The organism is Paenibacillus sp. P32E (assembly GCF_001909085.1).
In the GTDB taxonomy this organism is placed as follows: Bacteria; Bacillota; Bacilli; order Paenibacillales; family Paenibacillaceae; genus Paenibacillus_AQ; species Paenibacillus_AQ helianthi.
In genome coordinates, this window is the sequence record NZ_LVYY01000035.1 from 185999 (window position 1) to 205698 (window position 19700).

A 19700-nucleotide genomic window follows, 5' to 3' on the forward strand; every position below is an offset into this window, starting at 1 on the left:
CGTTAATTTCCATTTTAAAGCATGCTGCAATACAAATACAATTTTTAGAAGCCGTCCATACAATCCCTGGTGTGGCATCAAGACCATCACTGCAATATAAAAAACCGCCGGAGCCCGTCATCAGATGGGCTTCAGCGGTTTCATGTATATCTTTCAAACAGCTATCCCTGCTTCGCAGGAGAGGCATATAAAGACGGATTCGGCAGATCCTCTTCCACTTCCTGACCATGCAGGCGGACACTCATGACCAGGCCGATGCTGGCCATATTGATCATCAGTGAGGTTCCCCCGTAGCTAATGAACGGCAGAGTAATACCGGTCAGCGGCATCAAGCCGATAAAAGCACCAATATTCTCGAAGATCTGGTACAGCATCATGGCGACAATGCCTACAATCAGGAAGGGCCCGCCCCGGTCCTTGCACTCCAGCGCTATCAGAATCATCCGGTGAATCAGTATAAAATAGAGCAGCAGTACCAGCGCCGAGCCAACGAAGCCGAATTCCTCGGCAATCTGCACAAAAATGGAATCGGAATAGGTGTAAGGCACCCGGTCCGTCTGCACGGAGCTGCCCTTCATGTACCCCTCACCGCTCATGCCTCCTGAGGCGATGGCCAGCTTGGCATTTTTGGTATGATAGCTTGCTTTGGCAGTCGCTTCATTAGGGACCAGCCACGGATCAAAGCGCTCCACCCAGTGGGAGCGTCCGATATCGGTAAGAAAACCCTTGATTTCATCATGGTAGTGAATGTAGCTTATAATCCCCCCGGCTGCCATCCCGCCTATCACCAGCAATCCGATCAGCGCATGGGTGAACTTGATATTGCCGATCCATAGCAGGCCGATCAGGATGATGATATAGGAAAGGGCATTACCGAGGTCATTCTGGCTGATGACGATCAGGAACGGCAGTATGGTGAGCAGTCCCAACGGAACGACATCCCGCCAGAACAGCAGCTTGTTTTTGCGCTTACGTACAAGCATGGCCGCCAGAAAGAGAATCAAAATCAGCTTAAAGAGCTCCGCCGGCTGAAGGCTGAACCCTCCGAGCTTAATCCAGCCCTGGGCTCCGTTCTGCTCCTTGCCGATGAAGCTGACCAGCACCAGAATCCCTATTCCCGCGATATACACATAGAGTGCATATTTCACGAGCAAACGATAATCCACAAAAGTCAGGCCGATAAAAGCGATGATGCCCAGTACATAGAACTTGATCATCCGGAGATGTGCCCCATCCAGCTTATCCCGCCCATGCGTGACGCTGTATATGGAAAAAATGCTGACGACCATCAGCAGCAATAGAATGATTACAATGACACCGTCGATCTTTTTAATCTTCTGAAGCATATTCTGTCTCCTTACTCCGTACTGGGTCTTCTGAATTCCTGTCTGCACCGAAGGCCCGTCCATTCTATTGTAAAGGAAGGGGCAGCAAAAATACAATTTCACACGAGGATCGTTCTGCTCCACTGAGCGGATGTCCGCCCAACCCATAGAGTTAGTTCATATGAGAACGTAACATATCTGGTAACAGGTAACACGAATGCCTTACTTTCACCGCACTTAATAGTTTATATAAGCTAAATTTAGCTGCAGCGGCACGGCCCTCCCTTTTTTATCCCGGGGATTCACCGAATTGCAAGGTAAGATTCTTAAGTTCACTCTATATAGTGGAAAAAGTAAAACTAAATTAGCGGTAATCGGCTTCCGTAACGTCATTAGTGGGAATAAGTAGAATTAATCTGGATATTTAGAGTGAATAGCCTTGATTCATCCAAAATAAGTGGAGGAATTCCCACTAACTGTCGCCTTGAGAGGGATACCTGCTGGATAAGTGGAGAAATTCCACTTCACTATCAGCAGTTAATACTCCTAAAGTTCTATTCTTACAGACAGAAGATAAACTACAGGAGATGTCTTGTCTCCGGCTTGTCCAGCCTTCCCTAGCAGCCTTGTACGGCGCGTGGATTGACCGTGTGAAGGGCAATCACCGGCAGCAAATAGCACTTGGCTGTTCTAGCGCGCTATCCCCAGCACATGGCGGGGGATGCCCGCGAGATCATCGATCGTGATGATCTCGTTCCAATGGCCTGCCGCCCGCAGCAGGCCGGCCACTTGCCCGGCCTGACCCTGGCCGAGCTCGAAGCCGACCAGGCGCGGTGGCGCCGGAAGCAGCGCCAGCTGTTCCATCATGCGGCGGTACGGGTCCAGCCCGTCGTAGCCGCCATCCAGAGCGGTGCGCGGCTCATGGTCGCGCACCTCGCGCTGCAGCCCGGCGATGTCCGCGCCGGGAATATACGGCGGGTTGGAGACGAGAATATCCGTCTCCATCCCCGCAAACGGCTCGAGCAGGTCGCCGAGCCGCAGGTCTAGTGCCGTGCCGTGCCGCTGCGCATTGCGTCCGGCCACGGCCAGCGCGCCGGGCGAGATGTCGCCGGCGCAGACCCGCCACGCCGGCGCTTCCGCCGCCAGCGTGACGGAGATCGCTCCGCTGCCGGCGCCGATATCGACGGCGGTCAGCGGACGCGGCGCGCGCGCACCTGCCGCGCCGCTCTCCCGGCGGGCTGCCAAGCTGCCCGCCTCAACTCCCCCATCGGCTGCTGTTTCACCCGCAGCCGATGCACCGTCCCGCGCCACTTTAACCGCAGCCACTCCGCCCGCTGCCGCAGCACTGCCCCGCGCTATTTCACCCGCAACCGCAACGTCCCGCGCCACTCCGCCCGGCGCAGTCACAAGGCCGTCCGGCCATAGCTCCGCGCCGTACTTCAGAATCGCCTCGACGAGCAGCTCCGTCTCGGGCCGGGGAATCAGCACGTCGGGCGTCACCTCAAATGCCCGCCCGTAAAACTCCTGCTCGCCGATGATATACTGCACCGGCTCACCGGCCGCGCGGCGGGTGACTGCGGCTTCCCAGGCCTCACGCGCCGCAAGCGGAAACGGGTCAGCCAGAGCCATATAATAGGCCGCTCCGGACAAGCCCAGCACATGCTCCAGCAGCAGCTGGCTGCTGCGCTGCGGCTCATTACACCCGGCTTGGTCCAAAAAAGAAGAAGCCTCCGCAAAGGCTTCCCGGATGCTTTGCACGTTAAGCATGACATAAGCGTCGTGTTTCAAAGCATTATTCTCCTTTTTCCATCAATTCCGCTTGCTCGGCAATTGACAGCGCCGAGATAATTTCTGTAATATCTCCGTTCATAACCTGCTCCAGGCGGTGCAGCGTAAGGCCGATACGGTGATCGGTTACACGGCTCTGCGGGAAGTTATACGTACGAATCCGCTCACTGCGGTCACCGGTGCCGACCTTGCTCTTGCGTTCTCCAGCATACTTCGCTTCCTCTTCCTGGCGTTTCATATCCGAGATCCGGGCGCGCAGGACCTGCAATGCCTTCTCCTTGTTGGAGTTCTGGGATTTTCCATCCTGACAGGTAGCCATTATCCCCGTAGGGATGTGGGTTACGCGAACGGCTGACTTGGTGGTATTAACCGACTGGCCGCCTGCACCACTGGAACAGAAGGTATCGACGCGAATATCCTTATCGTGAATTTCAATTTCGAATTCTTCCGCTTCAGGCATCACCGATACCGTAGAAGTCGAGGTATGAATACGTCCGCCTGATTCCGTGGCCGGAATACGCTGAACACGGTGTGCGCCGCTTTCGAATTTCATTTTGCTGTAGGCGCCACGTCCATTAATCAGGAAGATAACCTCCTTGAATCCGCCGAGATCATTCGTATTGACATCCATCAGTTCAATGCGCCAGCCTTGGGTATCGGCATAGCGGGTGTACATCCGGTACAGATCAGATGCGAACAATGCCGCCTCGTCCCCACCGGCTGCGCCGCGGATTTCCACAATCACGTTCTTGTCGTCATTAGGATCCTTCGGCAGTAACAGGAGGCGGATTTTCTCCTCCAGGACAACCTGGCGCGAGGAAAGGTCGTCAATCTCCATCTTGACCATTTCCTTCATTTCATCATCAAGCTTTTCGCCCTGCATCATCTTAGCGGCTTCAAGCTCTTCCATTACATTTTTATATTCGGCATACGCCTCAAAGGCGGGCTGCAAATCGGATTGTTCTTTGGAATAGTCCCTCAGTTTCTTACTGTCGCTTGCAACATCCGGGTCACAAAGCAGTTCACTGAGTTTCTCATAGCGGTCCGCCAGGGATTGCAATCGGTCCAACAAGGGAATTCACCTCTCCTGATTCAATTTCATATTCAATATTAAAACTTTAAATTGTTGATACAATAAAAATAGATATACGACTTTATATTATACCACCGAACCTGCCAATTGGCTACAGTGCCGCACACCAGGTCACGTATATTTTTGCAGCCCGAGAAATCCGCTCCTTATTATGTAAAAACAGCAGAAATGTTATTCACACAGGTTGACTTACTACGGTCTTATGCAAAAAAAGCCATCCGCCAGTAGAACCCTGCCCGGATGACTTCCTCCTGCTGCTATAACTTGATTAGCTTGCCTATACGTTGAAACGGAAATGCATGACATCGCCGTCCTGTACCAGATACTCTTTGCCTTCCAGACGCAGCTGTCCGCGTTCCTTGGCACCGTTCATCGAACCGGCAGCAAGCAGATCAGCGTATGCTACAACCTCCGCACGGATAAATCCGCGTTCAAAGTCTGTATGAATGACCCCTGCGGCACCCGGTGCTTTGGTTCCCTTGCGGATCGTCCAGGCACGAACCTCCTGCACACCTGCAGTGAAGTAAGTGTAGAGTCCGAGAAGTTTGTAGGCTGCTTTGATCAGGCGGTTCAGCCCGGATTCCTGCAGGCCCAGCTCTTCCAGGAACATTGCCTTGTCTTCGCCTTCCAGCTCGGCAATCTCCGCTTCCACTTTGGCGCTGATCGGTACCACTTCAGCATTCTCGGCAACAGCAAACTCGCGTACCTGCTGAACGTAAGGGTTCTCTTCAGCACTGGCAACTTCATCCTCGCCTACATTGGCCGCATACAGTACCGGCTTCAGGGTAAGCAGGTGAAGATCACGCACGATCAGACGCTCGTCATCGGATAATTCCACGCTGCGCGCAGGTTGGTCTTGATAGAGCGCTTCTTTGACGCGCTCCAGCACTTCAACTTCCTGGGCGTATTTCTTGTCGCCGCCCTTGATGTTTTTGCGGGAGCGTTCGATCCGTTTCTCGATACTCTCCAGGTCAGCCAGAATCAGCTCCAGGTTAATCGTCTGGATGTCGCTGATCGGGTTCACTTTGCCATCAACATGGGTAACGTTCTCATCCACGAAGCAGCGCACGACATGAACGATCGCATCCACTTCACGAATGTGGGCCAGGAACTTGTTGCCGAGGCCTTCGCCTTTGCTCGCACCGCGCACCAGACCGGCAATATCCACAAATTCAAAAGCCGTGGGAACCGTCTTATTCGGCTGCACCAGCTCTGTCAGCTTATCCAGACGCTCATCCGGCACTTCCACGACACCTACGTTCGGGTCAATGGTACAGAACGGATAGTTGGCGGATTCTGCTCCCGCTTGTGTAATTGCATTGAACAATGTGGATTTCCCTACGTTCGGAAGTCCTACGATACCTGCTTTCAAAGCCATTTATATGACAACTCCTATTTTCGGTTGGATTGATCACCGCATAATTTCCGGGGCTTGATCTCAACCATTATATATTAGAACAAAACCGCCAGCAACAGCGGATCTCCGGCGGATGTGTCCGTTAAAGGGCAGCTGCCTGCTTATAGTGATCAGCTCCACCCCCACCTTCATGTATAAAAACGCCAAAAAGACCTCTCCCCGAGGTCTCTTCCCTGCCAGCATGGCCAGTTATTCTAGAGATCTTTCGACATGGTGATATCCGTGATGAGAAAACCCATTTTTTTGTACAGCTCGAAAGCACGGTTGTTCTGCCCGAATACATGCAGGCCGATTTTGGTTACGTCCAGCTTACGGGCTTCCTCATCAAGCGCAAGCAGCGTCTGCTTGCCGTAGCCTTTTCCCTGGAACGGTTCGAAAACATAAAAATCATAAATAAAGGCCTCACGCCCGCTGCGTCCCTCGATCACGTTGAACCAGATATACCCGGCCTGGGCATCCGACTCTGTCTCTACTATGGAAAAGATATAAGCCCCCTCGGTGTTGAGCCCTTCGGGCAGGGATTTGGTCATCTCGTCCTGGGACAGCCGCATGGCAGTCTCGGTATCCCATGATCCGGCTTTTATTTTATCTTCTGCATAATCCCGTGTAGATTGGCTCAGGAAAAATTGAAATGTGGTTTCGTCCATTTGAATCAGTTTGATCATCGTTTTGCGCCCTTCCTTGTTCCGTATTCTCTAATCGCTTCAATGCTTTATTAGGCGGGGAGTATTGCGAAGTGCAGCCAGATCAGGCGCACCGATTCCGAACATCGCGGTCCGCAGCTCCAACTCCACCTGAGCCAGCGCATGGTCCAGCGCCTCCTCGGATTCCACTGCCGGACCGAGCAGATTCCGCCCGAAGCCGGCCAGATCGGCCCCAAGCGCAAGTGCTTTCGCTGCATCCACGCCATGTCTCAGCCCGCCACTGCCGATCAGCGCACCGTGCTTCGATGCCGCTCTTACCTCCGCAATGCATTCGGCAGTGGGAATCCCCCAATCCGCGAAGGCCTCTGCAGCGGCCCGCCGTACCGGATCACTGCTGCGGAACTTCTCCACCTGGCTCCATGATGTTCCACCAGCCCCCGCTACATCGACAAAGGCAACACCGGCATCATACAGCCGGGAAGCCGTTTCGCCATCAATTCCCCAACCGACCTCCTTGACTCCGACAGGGATATCAAGTGCCCGGGATACCTGCTCAATCCGCGATAGCAAGGAGGCAAATCCGGTGTTGCCCTCAGGCTGAAAGACCTCCTGAATCCCGTTCAGATGCAGCACCAGCCAATCTGCACCGGCTATCTCTACAGCACGGCGGCATTCATCCACGCCAAAGCCGTAGGACAACTGCACCGCTCCGATGTTGGCGATGACAGGAATCCCTGGAGCTCTATCACGGACTTGGAAGGTGGAGGCAAGCTCGGAGCGTTCCACTGCAGCCCGGATGGAGCCGACCCCGAGCGCCCATCCCCGGCGCTCGGCTGCCTCGGCCAGCCTGGCATTAATAGCGCCTGTAGAACTGCTTCCGCCGGTCATGGAGCTGATCAGCAGCGGAGTACGCAGCTCCCGTTCCAGGAAGACTGTCTGCAGTGATATATCATCATAATTCATCTCAGGGAGCGCATTGTGGCGGAAGCGGTAATGCTCGAAGCCAGATGTAATGCCGCTGCCTCCAACTTCCTCGTTCAAGCAGAGTCTCACATGTTCAATCTTGCGTTCCCCCGTTGTGGATGAAGGCAGCAGAGACTGATGTCCGTCAGGTTTTGCAGCTTGCGGGGCTGTGCCGGGTTTCTTGCCTACGTTGTATGATAATTCATCCTGCGGCATCTGGTTCATGCTGTCATCCCCCGTTCCTAACGATCTATGATATGCAGGGAGGTACTGCCTCCCGCAAGAGATTTTCAGCATCATAATGTTGAGCGCTTACCAGCACGTTCCATTATAGCATATCCGCAACGCATATCCGTAAAGCACATCTATGTTCATAAATCACGGTAGCAACCTTGCATCAGGCATTAGATCTGCTTCAATTTAATGCTCCGGGTGTAAATAGTTGAATACTATGCCGGAGCATACTTAATAACAAGCTTATTCAGCAGCATATCAGGAGGAACCCATGAATCCAGACCACTCTACCGCTCCGTCCGGGCCAACGGATAACAACAATGCCAATAACCGGAATTTCCCTCCGCTTCATCACAAGCGGTCACCCCGCCACCGCCGACACAAATGGATTTGGTGGATGCTTGGACTCCTTATTTTTTGGCTGGCGGGGTTGATGATATATCAGACCCACAAGCCGCTTCCTGCAGGAATATCTTTCGAAAGTCCTGTGTACCAAGTCGACAAGGTGTCTTTCTGGCATGACCTTACCTATCCGGACAAGAGCGGGCGTGAGCAGCACGAAGATCAGATCTTGCCCCGCATCCTGCAGATCATAGAAGAATCAAGGCAGTTTTTGGTGATTGATCTGTTCCTGTTCAATCATTACACCCATAAAGATCAGCACTTTCCTGCAGTAAGCCAGGAGCTGGCCGATAAACTCGTCACACAGCAGGCGGACCACCCCGATATGGAGATCGTCTTCATCACGGATGAGGTCAATACCAATTACGGCTCTGCCCCGAATCCACTGCTGGAAGAGATGAGAGCCGCCGGAATCAAGATCATCCTGACTGATGTTGATCCGCTGCGTGATTCGACCCCTGCCTACTCAGCCGTATGGCGGACCTTCATTCAATGGTTTGGCCAGTCCGGTACAGGGTGGATTCCCAACCTGATGGCAAGCGGAGGACCCGATATCACGGCCCGCTCCTATCTGAAACTGCTAAATGTAAAAGCCAATCACCGCAAAGTGGTAGTCAGCGAGAAGACCGCACTGATCTCATCGGGTAATGTACATGATGCCAGTGCCTATCATTCCAACATTGCGCTGGAAGTGCAGGGGCCCATCATCTCCGATATCCTGAAAAGCGAGCAGGCGGCAGCCGATCTGTCTGAAGCGGGGCCGATCCTCAGCAAGATGCCCGTATTCTCCCGACAGGGTGCTGTGAAGCCCGGCGGACCACTGGAGGTGCGTTACTTAACCGAAGGTAAAATCTATAAATACGCACTCGAAGGCATCCGTTCCACCGGCAAGGACGACACGCTCTGGATGGGCATGTTCTATCTGGCCGATGACAGGATTCTGGACGAACTGGTGAAGGCATCCGCACGGGGGGCAGACATCCGGCTCCTGATGGATCCGAACCAGAACGCCTTCGGACGCGATAAAATCGGTATCCCCAACCGTCCGGTGGCCATGGATCTGAACAAGCGCACCGGCGGAAAAATTGCCATCCGCTGGTACAATACAGGCACAGAACAATACCATACCAAGCTGATGTTCATTGCCAAAGCCAGCGGCCAGTCAGTAGTCCTCGGTGGCTCAACCAATTTTACAGCCCGCAACCTGGATGACATTAATCTGGAAAATAATCTGTGGGTCGGCTTGACGAAGGAACAACCGCTGTATGCCGAAATGGAGAGCTACTTCAACCGGCTGTGGAGCAACGAGGATGCACAGTACAGTCTGCCGCTTGAAGAGTACCAAAGTGATGTGACCTGGATCAAATATATCCTGTTCCGTATGCAGAAGAACCTGGGGTTCACTACTTTTTAAGTCCTGAAGAAGCATCACACTCTCTGATTCCATACCAAAGACCGCCGGACAGCTGTACGCAGCCTTGTCCGGCGGTCTTTTCAGGTTATATATTGGATTGGCCGATTGCTTAGCCATCTGCGTTAGCCCGCTTAAGCCTGACTTACAGCAATGGGGACATCAGTCTTGCCGCCGATTCCAGCAGCCGCTCCAGCAGCCGTTTGTTCATGAAGGTCTCATGCACAATCTGACTGGTGGACAGCAGGTCGCGTTCGAAATCCGCCACGATACGGGAGACACTTTCCGTCTGCAGCAGCAGCGCATTGACCTCGAAGTTGAGATGGAAGCTGCGCATGTCCATATTTGCTGTTCCAATCGTTGCAATTTGACCGTCGGTAATCAGCAGCTTGGAGTGAATGAAGCCCTTCTCATATTCATAAATCTTCACGCCCGATTCCAGCAGCGCCGGGAAATAGGAGTGGGAGGCCAAAAAGGGAATCCACTTGTCCGGTTTGGCCGGGAACAGCAGCCGCACATCCAGCCCGGACATCGCCGCCACCCGCAGTGCCGTTAAGATATCCTCATCCGGAATAAAGTAGGGGCTGGCGATCCATACTGATTTTTCCGCCGAAGTGATCATGGAAAAGAAAATATTTTTGAGGGCACGCCGCTCGTTGTCCGGTCCGCTGGCGATAATCTGCACCGCCCCGTCCCCAGTCGTGAACCGCAGCTGCGGGGAGAGGTAATCCTGCTCCAGTATTTTTTCGCCCGTCGTATGCATCCAGTCCTGCAGAAAAATAATCTGCATCGTCCGCACCGCTTCGCCCCTAATCAACATATGGGTATCACGCCAGAAACCATATGTCTTGCTGCGGCTGAGGTATTCGTCACCCACATTCAATCCGCCCATGAAGCCGACATCTCCGTCAATCACCACGATTTTACGGTGGTTCCGGTAGTTGACCCGGCTGGAAAAAAAGGACGTAGAATTGCCGTAAGACGCTACCTGAACTCCGGCATCGCTTAATTCCTTAAGAAAGGCACGGGACAGCTGAATACTTCCCACCGCGTCATACATAAATCTGACGGTTACGCCCGCACGGGCTTTCTCAATCAGAATCTGCTGAATCCGCGTCCCGATATGGTCCGCCCGAAAAATGTAATATTCCATATGAATATGGTGCTGTGCCTGCCGCAGCTCCAGCAGCAGTGTGCCGAAGGTCTCTTCACCATTGGTCAGAATGCGGGTCTCGGAGTTGAATGAAACAGGTGTCCGCGCCAGCCTCTGTGATAATCCCAGCAGCTTTTGGCGGTTGGGATCAAAGATGGACCAGTCCTGGTGCATACGAAGGCCATCATTCTCAATCCGTTCATAGGCCATTAGGTCACGTTGAGCCTTTTTATCATATTTACGCCGTTTGAACACATTTTGCCCAAACAGTACATAGAAGACGAGTCCCAGCACCGGAATCAGCGCGAGCAGCAGAATCCAGGACATCGTCGTGGAGGGATTACGGTTCTCCATAAAAATGCCAAGACCGATGGAGACGACGGTGAGCGTAGAGAGAACACCCATAATTGTCCCGGCAGTATTGCCAAATACGCCGAAGCCAAAATAATAATATGCCACTAATGCTGCAATAATGACTAAAGCCTGCAATCCTCTTCTCATAGATAACCTACCTTCTCTTTCTGCCTTTCATCACTAAAATGACACATTTATATATTACATGAAGAAAACCTTTCTTCCTACAGGAATCGATTGCAAAACAGAAATTACAACAATACTGTAACCACTTGACTGCCTCCTGCGTAGCTACATTTGTATTGGCTTAATATATATACTATAATCGGTTTGACCCAATAGTCAATTACAGAACTCATTGGTCAGAAAGGAGCCAACATCCTTGTCAGCCAATAAAAATGCTATGAAAAAGGAACAAATTATTAAAACAGCCATGCAGCTATTCGCTGTGAAAGGTTCATCCTCCACCTCGATGCAGGAGATTGCAGAATTATGCGGGATATCCAAAGGCAGTCTCTACCTGGTGTTCAAATCCAAGGAGGAGCTGGAACGCAGCATTTATATATATTGCTTCCGTATGATCCACGACCCTCTGCAGCAGGAAGAGGAGAGCTCAAGACCTCCCCGCGCGAAGCTGCGCAACCAGATTGAAATTCTGCTTCATCATGTGTATGAGCTGAGGGAATTTTTTCAGCGGCAAATTCAGGAGCTGGCCGGAAAAGGCATGCCCGATGCGCCTGAATGGCTGCGCAAAATCAACGGACCCCTGCTGAACTGGTCCCGGGACAAGCTGGAGATTATGTATGGTAAGGAGATCATTCCTTATACAGGAGAGTTATTCTTGCTGGGGCATGGAATCCTCCATTCCTACATCTGGGTTCTTTTCAACCACGAGTCCGCAGTTTCCATTCCGCGACTTGCAGATCATCTTGTGGACCTCCTGGATATTGTGGTTGCCGGTCTTCTCGCCGGACATCCTGTCCCTCTGATCGCTCCTATCGTTCTGGACAGCTGGATAGAGAATCATGATGGCAGCAGCCTTCAACGAAATCCCCTGCAGCTGATCAAAGAAATGAAAGAGCTGCTGAATTCGGCCAAGGACATGGACCTGCAGAGCATAGATGACGGCCTGGAATCGTTAGCCATTCTGGAAGGCGAAATTCTCATGCCCCACCCCCGCAAGGCCATTATTCAAGGCATGCTGGGTAACCTGCAGGGCTGTTCTGCCGTTCAACAGCAACTGGAGGATCTACAGAAGCAGATCCCGCTACAATCACCGGGCATATGCGGTTTTCACTGATTAAGTACGTGTAAGCAGCAAAGAGAGAAAGATGTATAGGAGTAACCGTCTCACATTTATATTGAGGTTTTCCCTAAGGAAGGCCCGAGAGGAGCAGAAACGCAACTTATGAAGAGCTTAATTAATTTCTCGCTCAGAAACAAATTCGCTATTTGGCTTCTGACGATTATCATTGTGTTCGCCGGTCTCTACAGCGGTCTGACCATGAAGCAGGAGACGCTGCCTAACATCAGCATTCCTTATCTCAGCATAACAACGATATACCCGGGGGCTGCACCGGAGGGCGTGGTGAACGATGTCAGCAAACCGCTGGAGCAGAAGCTCCGCAATGTGGACGGCGTGAAGACACTAACCTCGAACTCGCTCGAAAATGCCTCCAGCATCACCATTGAATTTGATTATGGAACGAATCTGGATAACGCTACGGCAGCTGTCCGGGAGGCGCTGAACGAAGTCACCTTGCCGGAGAATGTGCAAAAGCCGCAAATCTCCCGGTTCAGCCTAAGCTCCCTGCCGGTCATTTCACTTAGCTTGTCCGACAACAGCTCTGAGAATCTGGAAGGACTGACCCGCATCGCGGAGAACGATATCCGCCCTGCTCTGGAAGATATCGAAGGCGTCGCCTCCGTTCAGATTGCCGGACAATATGTGAAGGAAGTTACCCTTAAGTTCAACCAGGATAAGCTGAAGCAATACGGGCTGACTGAAGAGACGATCAAGGGAATTGTCCAAGGCTCTTCCCTGCGTGTGCCTCTTGGACTTTTCACCATGGAGCATTCGCAAAAAGCAGTAGTAGTAGACGGAAATGTCACTACCGTTGAAGATCTGAAAAACCTGAGTATTCCAGTGGTACCGTCTGGTGCAGGTGCAGCTCCAGGTGCTAATGCAGCTGGTGCTTCGGCTGGTGCCGCAGCAGGTACTGGTGCCGCTCCTGCTCCCGGTGCGGCTATGACCGGACTGCCCACAGTCAAGCTGGGAGAACTGGCATCTATTGAAGTTGTCGGCAAATCCGAGTCCATCTCCCGCACGAACGGCAAGGAATCCATCGGGATTCAGATTGTAAAAGCCAATGACGCCAACACGGTAGACGTGGTCAACGGCGTTAAGGATAAAACGGAACAACTGAAGAAGCAGTTCAAGTCGATGAATCTCACCGTCCTGCTGGATCAAGGAAAGCCGATTGAGGATTCCGTAAATACGATGTTGTCCAAGGCTGCTTTTGGTGCTCTGTTCGCCGTACTGATTATCCTGCTGTTCCTGCGGAATATCCGCTCGACGATTATTTCCATCATCTCTATCCCATTATCCCTGCTGATTGCGATTCTCTGCCTGCGTCAGATGGACATCACGCTGAATATGATGACGCTTGGAGCGATGACGGTTGCCATAGGGCGTGTCGTCGATGACTCGATCGTTGTCATAGAGAATATCTTCCGGCGGCTAACCTTGTCCGGGGAGAAACTGCGCGGCCGTGAGCTAATAAGCGCGGCGACACGTGAAATGTTCGTCCCGATTATGTCCTCCACCATCGTAACTATTGCTGTATTCCTGCCGCTCGCTTTTGTCAGCGGTATGGTGGGCGAGCTGTTCCTGCCGTTTGCCCTCACGATGGTATTCGCTCTGCTCGCTTCACTTGTAGTTGCCATTACCCTGGTGCCCGCACTGGCACATACGCTGTTCCGCAACGGCCTGAAGAAAGGCAAGAAAAGCCATAGCGAGAAGCCTGACAGAATGGCTGCCGGCTATCAGAAGATTCTGAATTGGTCGCTATCCCATAAGCTGATCACCTTCGGCGTTGCTGTGCTTCTGCTGATAGGCAGCGTGTTCCTGATTAAACCTATCGGTGTCAGCTTCCTGCCTTCCCAGGAAGAGAAGAACGTTACGCTTACCTTCTCTCCAAAAGCAGGACAAACGCTGGAAGACGTCAAGGAGCAAGGCCTGAAGGCCGAAAAATATATTCTGGCTCAAAAGTATATGGATAAAGAGCATCTGGATAAAATGCAATATTCCATCGGAGGCAGCAGCCCGTTCGGGATGGGCGGCTCCGGGAATTCGGGTCTCTTCTACGTTACCTTTGACAGCGACACTCCTGATTTCGATACGGTAAAAGAAAACCTGATTAAAGGTCTGACCAAAGAAGTTCCGAATGGTGTCTGGGGTGATTTGTCCGGCATGTCCGGCGGTGGTCTTGGCGGCAGTACGCTGACCGTGAACATTTTTGGCGACAGTCTGGATCAGCTTAAGCCGGTAGCCGACGAAATTGCCGGTATCGTGAAGGCCGACACCAACAACTTCAAGGACGGGGAGACCAGTCTCTCTGAAGCCTATGATCAGTACACCATCGTCGCGGATCAGGCCAAACTCAGTTCGCTCGGCCTAACCGCCGGACAAATTGCTATGAAGCTTAGTCCTGCCGGTACCCGCCCTGTACTGACAGAGGTAGCAATGGACGGCAAAAACTACAATGTCTACATTGAAACCGACAAAGATACGTATACTAGCATTCAGGAAATGGAAGACGCTACACTAACTTCCCCGCTCGGTATTACGGTGCCCATTGGTGAGGTTGCCAAGATTGAGAACGGCACTTCGCCGGACTCCATTACCCGGGAAGACGGTAAAATGAAGGTGGATGTTACCGCTGAGATTATTGCGAATGATGTGAACAGCGCTTCGAACAGCGTCAAGGAAAAAATCGATGCCCTCGATCTGCCGGATGGCGTAACCGTCACCTTCGGCGGTGTAACCGAGCAGATTAATGATACATTCGGACAACTCGGCATTGCCATGGCAGCCGCTGTTGCCATTGTGTACTTCGTGCTTGTGGTTACGTTTGGCGGCGGTCTGGCACCGTTCGCAATTCTGTTCTCCCTGCCATTCACGATTATCGGTGCACTGGTTGCCCTGCTGCTGGCGGGGGAAACGCTGAACGTCTCTGCCCTTATGGGCGCACTGATGCTCATCGGGATCGTCGTCACCAATGCGATTGTCTTGATCGACCGTGTAATCCACAAGGAAAAAGAAGGGCTATCCACGCGTCAAGCCTTGCTTGAAGCCGGAGCTACCCGCCTGCGTCCGATTCTGATGACCGCACTGGCGACCATCGGCGCACTGCTGCCGCTCGTATCCGGCCTCGAAAACAGCGCCGGCATCATCTCCAAGGGTCTCGGTGTAACGGTTATCGGCGGACTTGTCAGCTCCACCCTGTTGACACTGGTCGTTGTGCCGGTCGTGTATGAATTCCTGATGAAATTCCGCAGCAAAAAGGTGTATGAATAAGGCTTAATCTCCGAAGAGCACGGCGTCTTTCCTTAAGGGAGGGCGCCGTGCTTTTTTATGGATAGGCTACACTTTGATTTGCGTTCTCTTATATAGAACGGGTATTGCCGCTGCTATAAGGATCACACCCATAAAAGCAGGCGCGGCATGGCCAAGTGACACATAGATTTGACCTCCGATGATAGGCCCGATCATTCTTGCCAGAGCCTGAATAGACTGGCTCCCTCCTTGAATCCTTCCTTGTTCGCTCGAATCGGCAGATTTGGAGAGCATCCCATTGAAAGAAGGCCCGAAGACTGAATCGCCAAAACCAAATATAAACATTCCGGCGATAAAAAGAGGATAGAACGAGAACAAAGCAGATAACGCAAACAGACTGTAGCCGATCATCTCCGAGACCATTCCAAGAATGGCTATCTGTTCATCACTGAACTTTTTCAAAAGCTTTGGCATGATGAGACCTTGGGAAATGATATCCTGGAAGCCCATGATTGAGAACATAAGGCCGATTAGTGCAGGCTTCCAACTGAAAGTATCCAATGTAAATTGTGAAAAAACGGCCTGTAAAGATCCGTTCGGAATCCAGAGCAAGAATGCTGAGATAAGCAGCCTGCTTAAGTTCTTCATGGAAAGTATGCTTGCAAGCTGAATAAATGGATTCAATCTTACCAAGGTAATCACTTTCAATCTGTTATTCTTGCCAAGGCTCTCAGGCATAAAGAAGAATCCATAAGTAACATTCAATAAAGTGATTACGGCTCCAAAGTACATAGGTATAGAATAACCAAACTTGGCAAGTAACCCGCCCAGAGTTGGGCCAATAACGGTGCCTACCCCTACAACCGCACTGACCCACCCAAAGTATTTGGTTCTCTGCTCCGGAGGAATGATGTCAGCAAAATAGGCGAAGATCGTACCTATGCTGCCGCCGGTTACACCTTCAATTATGCGTCCGGCAAACAGTACCCATAGAGCTCCTCCTATGCCGAAAACCAAGTACCCTACTGCGGAACCTAAAAGGCAAATCAAGAGCAACGGACGACGGCCATATTTATCGCTCAAGGCTCCAAGTACGGAAGCAGCAAAAAATACGCAGAGTGCATAAACAGAGGTCAGCAGCGTAACAACTATAGCTTGTTCTCCTGGATTGCTTGTATAGGGCTGTACTAAGAATGGGACGACAGGTGCTATGATACTAAAGCCTATTCCACAAAGAAAAACAGATATAAGGCCGAATATTAATGCGTGCTTATCTACGGTTTGTTCCGTTTTCTGTTCATTGTGTGATCTGAATTTTGACACTTAAGTTCTCCCCTCAAAAGCTATCGTTTTATTTCCTAGGAAACAAATTTATCGTAATATATTTTTGTTTCCTAGTCAACAATAAAATAACCATAAAAATGCAGCCCGTTCTCCATAGAACCCGGCTGCCTGTGGTTTGATTTTCAGTATTCAAATTTATTCCGGCCTCGTATCTGCACCCAGTTTTTTTATTTCTGCATCCAGGTGCCTGTTATACCTTTCCACGAAAATAAGCATACTGTCAAATTGCTCCTCAGTTACTTGCTCAAATACAGCTTTATCCCGCTCTCGAAACTCTTGGTGCAGTTCCTCATGGATTTTGTTAATTTCTTTTCCCTGTTCCGTAAGTCTAAAGTAGATTTCTTTATTGTTATCAGGTTTCTGGTAGCTTTCAACAAGGCCCTTTTTTATGAGCTTCTTCGTGATTTTACTTATGGCACCTCTAGTCATATACAAGGACTCCGCAAGTTTGGTCACGTTGGAATCTGTATTTCTTTCGATGTATTCGATGCAATGTACTTCCGAAGACTTATGGCCCTTAAGACTGTCTTCCATCTTATCCTTATTAAGCCAAACCATCTTATTAAATAAGTCCCTGAAACCCGTTAAGACCTGTTCTTCTTTGTTCATGGCCTGTCCTCCCACCCGCTGGTGCATCCACAATATAACTCTACCTTACCAAAAACAAAAATAGAGTGATAGTCCTGCTCTCACCCCGAAAGTTTATTAATGCTTATCTAATAAAAATAGACCGCCCTGACTGAGGACGGTCTTATTTCTGTCTGTATATACTCCTTTTAGGCCATCGCCGATGCGGAACTCTCGAGCGAAGCTTTCCAGGCCCGCAGCATTTGCAGGTCCTGCGGCAGGAATTCCTCCAACATATGGCTGAGGCCAAGATAGAGCGGGCTATCTGTTGCCGCATTCAGGCGCTCGCAGAACTGCGGCGTCCATTTCAGCAGATGCTCCTCCAGGAACTGTTCCTGGATCTCCAGCAGGTCCATGGCACTGCGGATCGAGAAGCTGTTGTACAGCATACGCTCATGCAGCACGGCCATGAATTCCAACTCAATGGAGATATGATCATCGGCTTCACCGCCGCATTTCTTGAATACAATTCCCGCCGACGCATACACATCGGATAGCACGTTGCAGAATTCTTCCTCACGGCCAAGCTCTGCTGCTTCGCGCGCCACAATAGTACTGGCCGCACGTTCATTCATCAAGCGCATGTATTCACGGTTCTCCCGCTCACAAATCTGTGGCAGCGCTGAAGGCTCCTGGCTGCAAAGGTAGCGTTTGAGCTCCCGTCCGCCTTCCGTCATCTCGGCTGCGACACTGATCTGGCGATTGCGGCTCCACTGGGCGACCAGAGACAGACTGGGCTTTCGTCCATAAAAGTCCACTAAAAGTTGATATATTAATCCCCGGCTTTCCAGCCAACGAGTGAATGCCTCCGGCACGACAAGCGATGGAACAGTGGTTATAGTCATTTTGCAAATCCTCCCTATTGGTTTGCCGGGCGCTTATCGCCTATAGCATGTAAGGCGCGCGTTATCCGGTCTCCTGGCTGTGTTCTTCGCAAAAAGTGAGTGAATGTAAACGAACAATACTTCTGCACCTAGATTATATCGGAATCAGGAAGCGCTTTCGGTGAGCATTCTATGACCATTCCCTTAAATTGTCGCATTTCTGTCAAAATTGGGCTTTGCCATTCGGGTTTCGTCACATATTATATAGGTTGTCTGTTTCTATTCATATACAACTGGCGTCACCCTCTTCCACTTTCATTGTCGATACATGCCACAGCCATGGCGCATTGACGTGGACGCTAACATTCCTTAAAATTTAAACCAAGTGGAAACGGCTTCGCCGTCCTTACAAGGACGTCACCCGTTTCAGCGAGAAAGATAAGGATAATGGTTTGCGCGAGGCGCATAAATTCTTATCTTTTAAAATTCGACGCTGAAGGGAGCACCCTATGGAACCGTTGACGGACCCTTTTGGACGATTGCATGATTATATGCGCATTTCGGTTACAGACCGCTGCAACCTGCGCTGCATTTATTGTATGCCTGCGGAAGGAATGCAATTCCAGCCCCAGGACGAGATTATGAGTTACGAAGAAATTACCGCTGTGGTGGAAGCGCTGGCCCCTCTGGGGTTACGCAAGGTCCGGCTAACCGGGGGCGAACCTCTGGTCCGCAAGGATCTGGATCAGCTGGTCTCCATGATTGCCTCCATCCCGGGCATTGAAGATATAGCCCTTACGACCAACGGCCTGATGCTTCCCGCCAAAGCCGCGCTGCTCAAGCAATCGGGCTTGTCACGTGTGAACATTAGCCTGGATTCACTGCAGCAGGACCGCTTCGCCATGATTACACGCGGCGGAGAAGTCGCCAAGGTGCTGAAAGGGATTGAAGCCGCAGAGGCGGCAGGACTCTCCCCGATTAAGCTCAATGTGGTGCTGATGAAAGGCATCAATGATGATGAGATCAAAGACTTTATCTCGCTGACCCTGAACAGCCCGCTGAATGTACGGTTCATCGAATATATGCCCATCGGCAGCGCCAGCGATGCCTGGCGTCAGACGTATCTGCCGCTGGAAACGGTAATTGAAGCCTGCAATGAAGCAGGCTGGGCTACTGAAGAAGCGGACATGCCCTCAGGCAATGGCCCCTCCCAGAACCGGCGGGTGGTCGGTGCGCGCGGGACCTTCGGGCTGATCCATCCGGTAAGCGAGCATTTCTGCGACAATTGCAACCGGCTGCGCCTTACGGCAGACGGACACATTAAGGCCTGTCTCTACTGGGCAGATGAGTACAATGTACGCCCTCTGACCGGTGATCCTGCAGCCGTACAAGCCTTATTCCGCCAGGCCTTGGGCAACAAGCCGCATAACCACGAAATGGCGCTCGCCCTGGAGCGTAAAACGCAAAGCCATACCCCAACCACGAGACGCATGTCGCAAATCGGCGGGTAGCGGCCAGACAACGCCAAACAACCGGCCGTGTGATCCTAAGCAGGATCACAGC

Annotated in this window: 14 protein-coding genes; 4 read left to right on the forward strand and 10 right to left on the reverse strand. The window is 51.6% G+C overall.

The annotated features are described in order from the left end of the window. Positions 1 to 161: 161 nt before the first annotated feature. The 6 genes from A3848_RS23705 to fni form a co-directional block, all read right to left on the reverse strand. Positions 162 to 1346 (reverse strand): FtsW/RodA/SpoVE family cell cycle protein, encoded by a 1185-nt coding sequence (locus A3848_RS23705; protein ID WP_074087339.1) that lies wholly within the window; start codon positions 1344 to 1346, stop codon positions 162 to 164. Positions 1347 to 2015: 669 nt separating this feature from the next. After that, positions 2016 to 3113, reverse strand: coding sequence for a N5-glutamine methyltransferase family protein (locus A3848_RS23710; protein ID WP_083612327.1), 1098 nt, complete (start codon positions 3111 to 3113; stop codon positions 2016 to 2018). A 4-nt stretch (positions 3114 to 3117) separates the two neighbouring features. Beyond that, positions 3118 to 4185 carry a peptide chain release factor 1 gene (gene prfA, locus A3848_RS23715; RefSeq protein WP_074087340.1) on the reverse strand — a complete coding sequence of 356 codons (1068 nt, stop codon included), beginning with the start codon at positions 4183 to 4185 and terminating at the stop codon, positions 3118 to 3120. A 298-nt stretch (positions 4186 to 4483) separates the two neighbouring features. Further along, complete coding sequence (ychF, locus tag A3848_RS23720; RefSeq protein ID WP_074087341.1) at positions 4484 to 5584, reverse strand: redox-regulated ATPase YchF; 1101 nt, start codon at positions 5582 to 5584, stop codon at positions 4484 to 4486. Positions 5585 to 5817: 233 nt separating this feature from the next. Continuing rightward, entirely contained in the window at positions 5818 to 6288 is a 471-nt protein-coding gene (locus tag A3848_RS23725) for a GNAT family N-acetyltransferase (protein WP_256702539.1), read from the reverse strand. A 39-nt stretch (positions 6289 to 6327) separates the two neighbouring features. Next, positions 6328 to 7455: a type 2 isopentenyl-diphosphate Delta-isomerase gene (gene fni / locus A3848_RS23730; protein WP_083612329.1), complete on the reverse strand. Its 1128-nt coding sequence runs from the start codon at positions 7453 to 7455 to the stop codon at positions 6328 to 6330. A gap of 280 nt (positions 7456 to 7735) precedes the next feature. Between fni and A3848_RS23735 the strand changes: the two genes are divergently transcribed. Beyond that, positions 7736 to 9280: a phospholipase D family protein gene (locus A3848_RS23735; RefSeq protein WP_178382067.1), complete on the forward strand. Its 1545-nt coding sequence runs from the start codon at positions 7736 to 7738 to the stop codon at positions 9278 to 9280. 142 nt (positions 9281 to 9422) lie between these two features. Here A3848_RS23735 and cls read toward each other — a convergent pair whose 3' ends face one another. After that, entirely contained in the window at positions 9423 to 10931 is a 1509-nt protein-coding gene (gene cls, locus A3848_RS23740) for a cardiolipin synthase (RefSeq protein WP_074087342.1), read from the reverse strand. 235 nt (positions 10932 to 11166) lie between these two features. On the opposite strand from cls, the gene A3848_RS23745 reads away from it, so the two are divergent. Further along, positions 11167 to 12084, forward strand: coding sequence for a TetR/AcrR family transcriptional regulator (locus A3848_RS23745; RefSeq protein WP_083606872.1), 918 nt, complete (start codon positions 11167 to 11169; stop codon positions 12082 to 12084). A gap of 108 nt (positions 12085 to 12192) precedes the next feature. Continuing rightward, complete coding sequence (locus A3848_RS23750) at positions 12193 to 15363, forward strand: efflux RND transporter permease subunit (RefSeq protein ID WP_074087343.1); 3171 nt, start codon at positions 12193 to 12195, stop codon at positions 15361 to 15363. A gap of 66 nt (positions 15364 to 15429) precedes the next feature. On the opposite strand, the gene A3848_RS23755 is transcribed toward A3848_RS23750, so the two are convergent. From A3848_RS23755 to A3848_RS23765, 3 genes are all read right to left on the reverse strand, one after another. Then, complete coding sequence (locus A3848_RS23755) at positions 15430 to 16665, reverse strand: MFS transporter (protein WP_074087344.1); 1236 nt, start codon at positions 16663 to 16665, stop codon at positions 15430 to 15432. A gap of 156 nt (positions 16666 to 16821) precedes the next feature. Continuing rightward, complete coding sequence (locus A3848_RS23760; protein ID WP_074087345.1) at positions 16822 to 17295, reverse strand: MarR family transcriptional regulator; 474 nt, start codon at positions 17293 to 17295, stop codon at positions 16822 to 16824. Positions 17296 to 17462: 167 nt separating this feature from the next. Continuing rightward, positions 17463 to 18158, reverse strand: coding sequence for a TorD/DmsD family molecular chaperone (locus A3848_RS23765; protein WP_074087346.1), 696 nt, complete (start codon positions 18156 to 18158; stop codon positions 17463 to 17465). A gap of 488 nt (positions 18159 to 18646) precedes the next feature. Between A3848_RS23765 and moaA the strand changes: the two genes are divergently transcribed. After that, entirely contained in the window at positions 18647 to 19648 is a 1002-nt protein-coding gene (gene moaA, locus A3848_RS23770; protein WP_074087347.1) for a GTP 3',8-cyclase MoaA, read from the forward strand. Positions 19649 to 19700: the final 52 nt, after the last annotated feature.

Bases quoted from the DNA above. Each gene is read 5' to 3' on its own strand.
- A3848_RS23750 (WP_074087343.1), top strand. From the start codon at position 12,193: ATGAAGAGCTTAATTAATTTCTCGCTCAGAAACAAATTCGCTATTTGG.
- cls (WP_074087342.1), bottom strand. From the start codon at position 10,931: ATGAGAAGAGGATTGCAGGCTTTAGTCATTATTGCAGCATTAGTGGCA.
- A3848_RS23760 (WP_074087345.1), bottom strand. From the start codon at position 17,295: ATGAACAAAGAAGAACAGGTCTTAACGGGTTTCAGGGACTTATTTAAT.
- moaA (WP_074087347.1), top strand. From the start codon at position 18,647: ATGGAACCGTTGACGGACCCTTTTGGACGATTGCATGATTATATGCGC.
- A3848_RS23735 (WP_178382067.1), top strand. From the start codon at position 7,736: ATGAATCCAGACCACTCTACCGCTCCGTCCGGGCCAACGGATAACAAC.
- ychF (WP_074087341.1), bottom strand. From the start codon at position 5,584: ATGGCTTTGAAAGCAGGTATCGTAGGACTTCCGAACGTAGGGAAATCC.
- A3848_RS23725 (WP_256702539.1), bottom strand. From the start codon at position 6,288: ATGATCAAACTGATTCAAATGGACGAAACCACATTTCAATTTTTCCTG.
- A3848_RS23705 (WP_074087339.1), bottom strand. From the start codon at position 1,346: ATGCTTCAGAAGATTAAAAAGATCGACGGTGTCATTGTAATCATTCTA.
- fni (WP_083612329.1), bottom strand. From the start codon at position 7,455: ATGAACCAGATGCCGCAGGATGAATTATCATACAACGTAGGCAAGAAA.
- A3848_RS23765 (WP_074087346.1), bottom strand. From the start codon at position 18,158: ATGACTATAACCACTGTTCCATCGCTTGTCGTGCCGGAGGCATTCACT.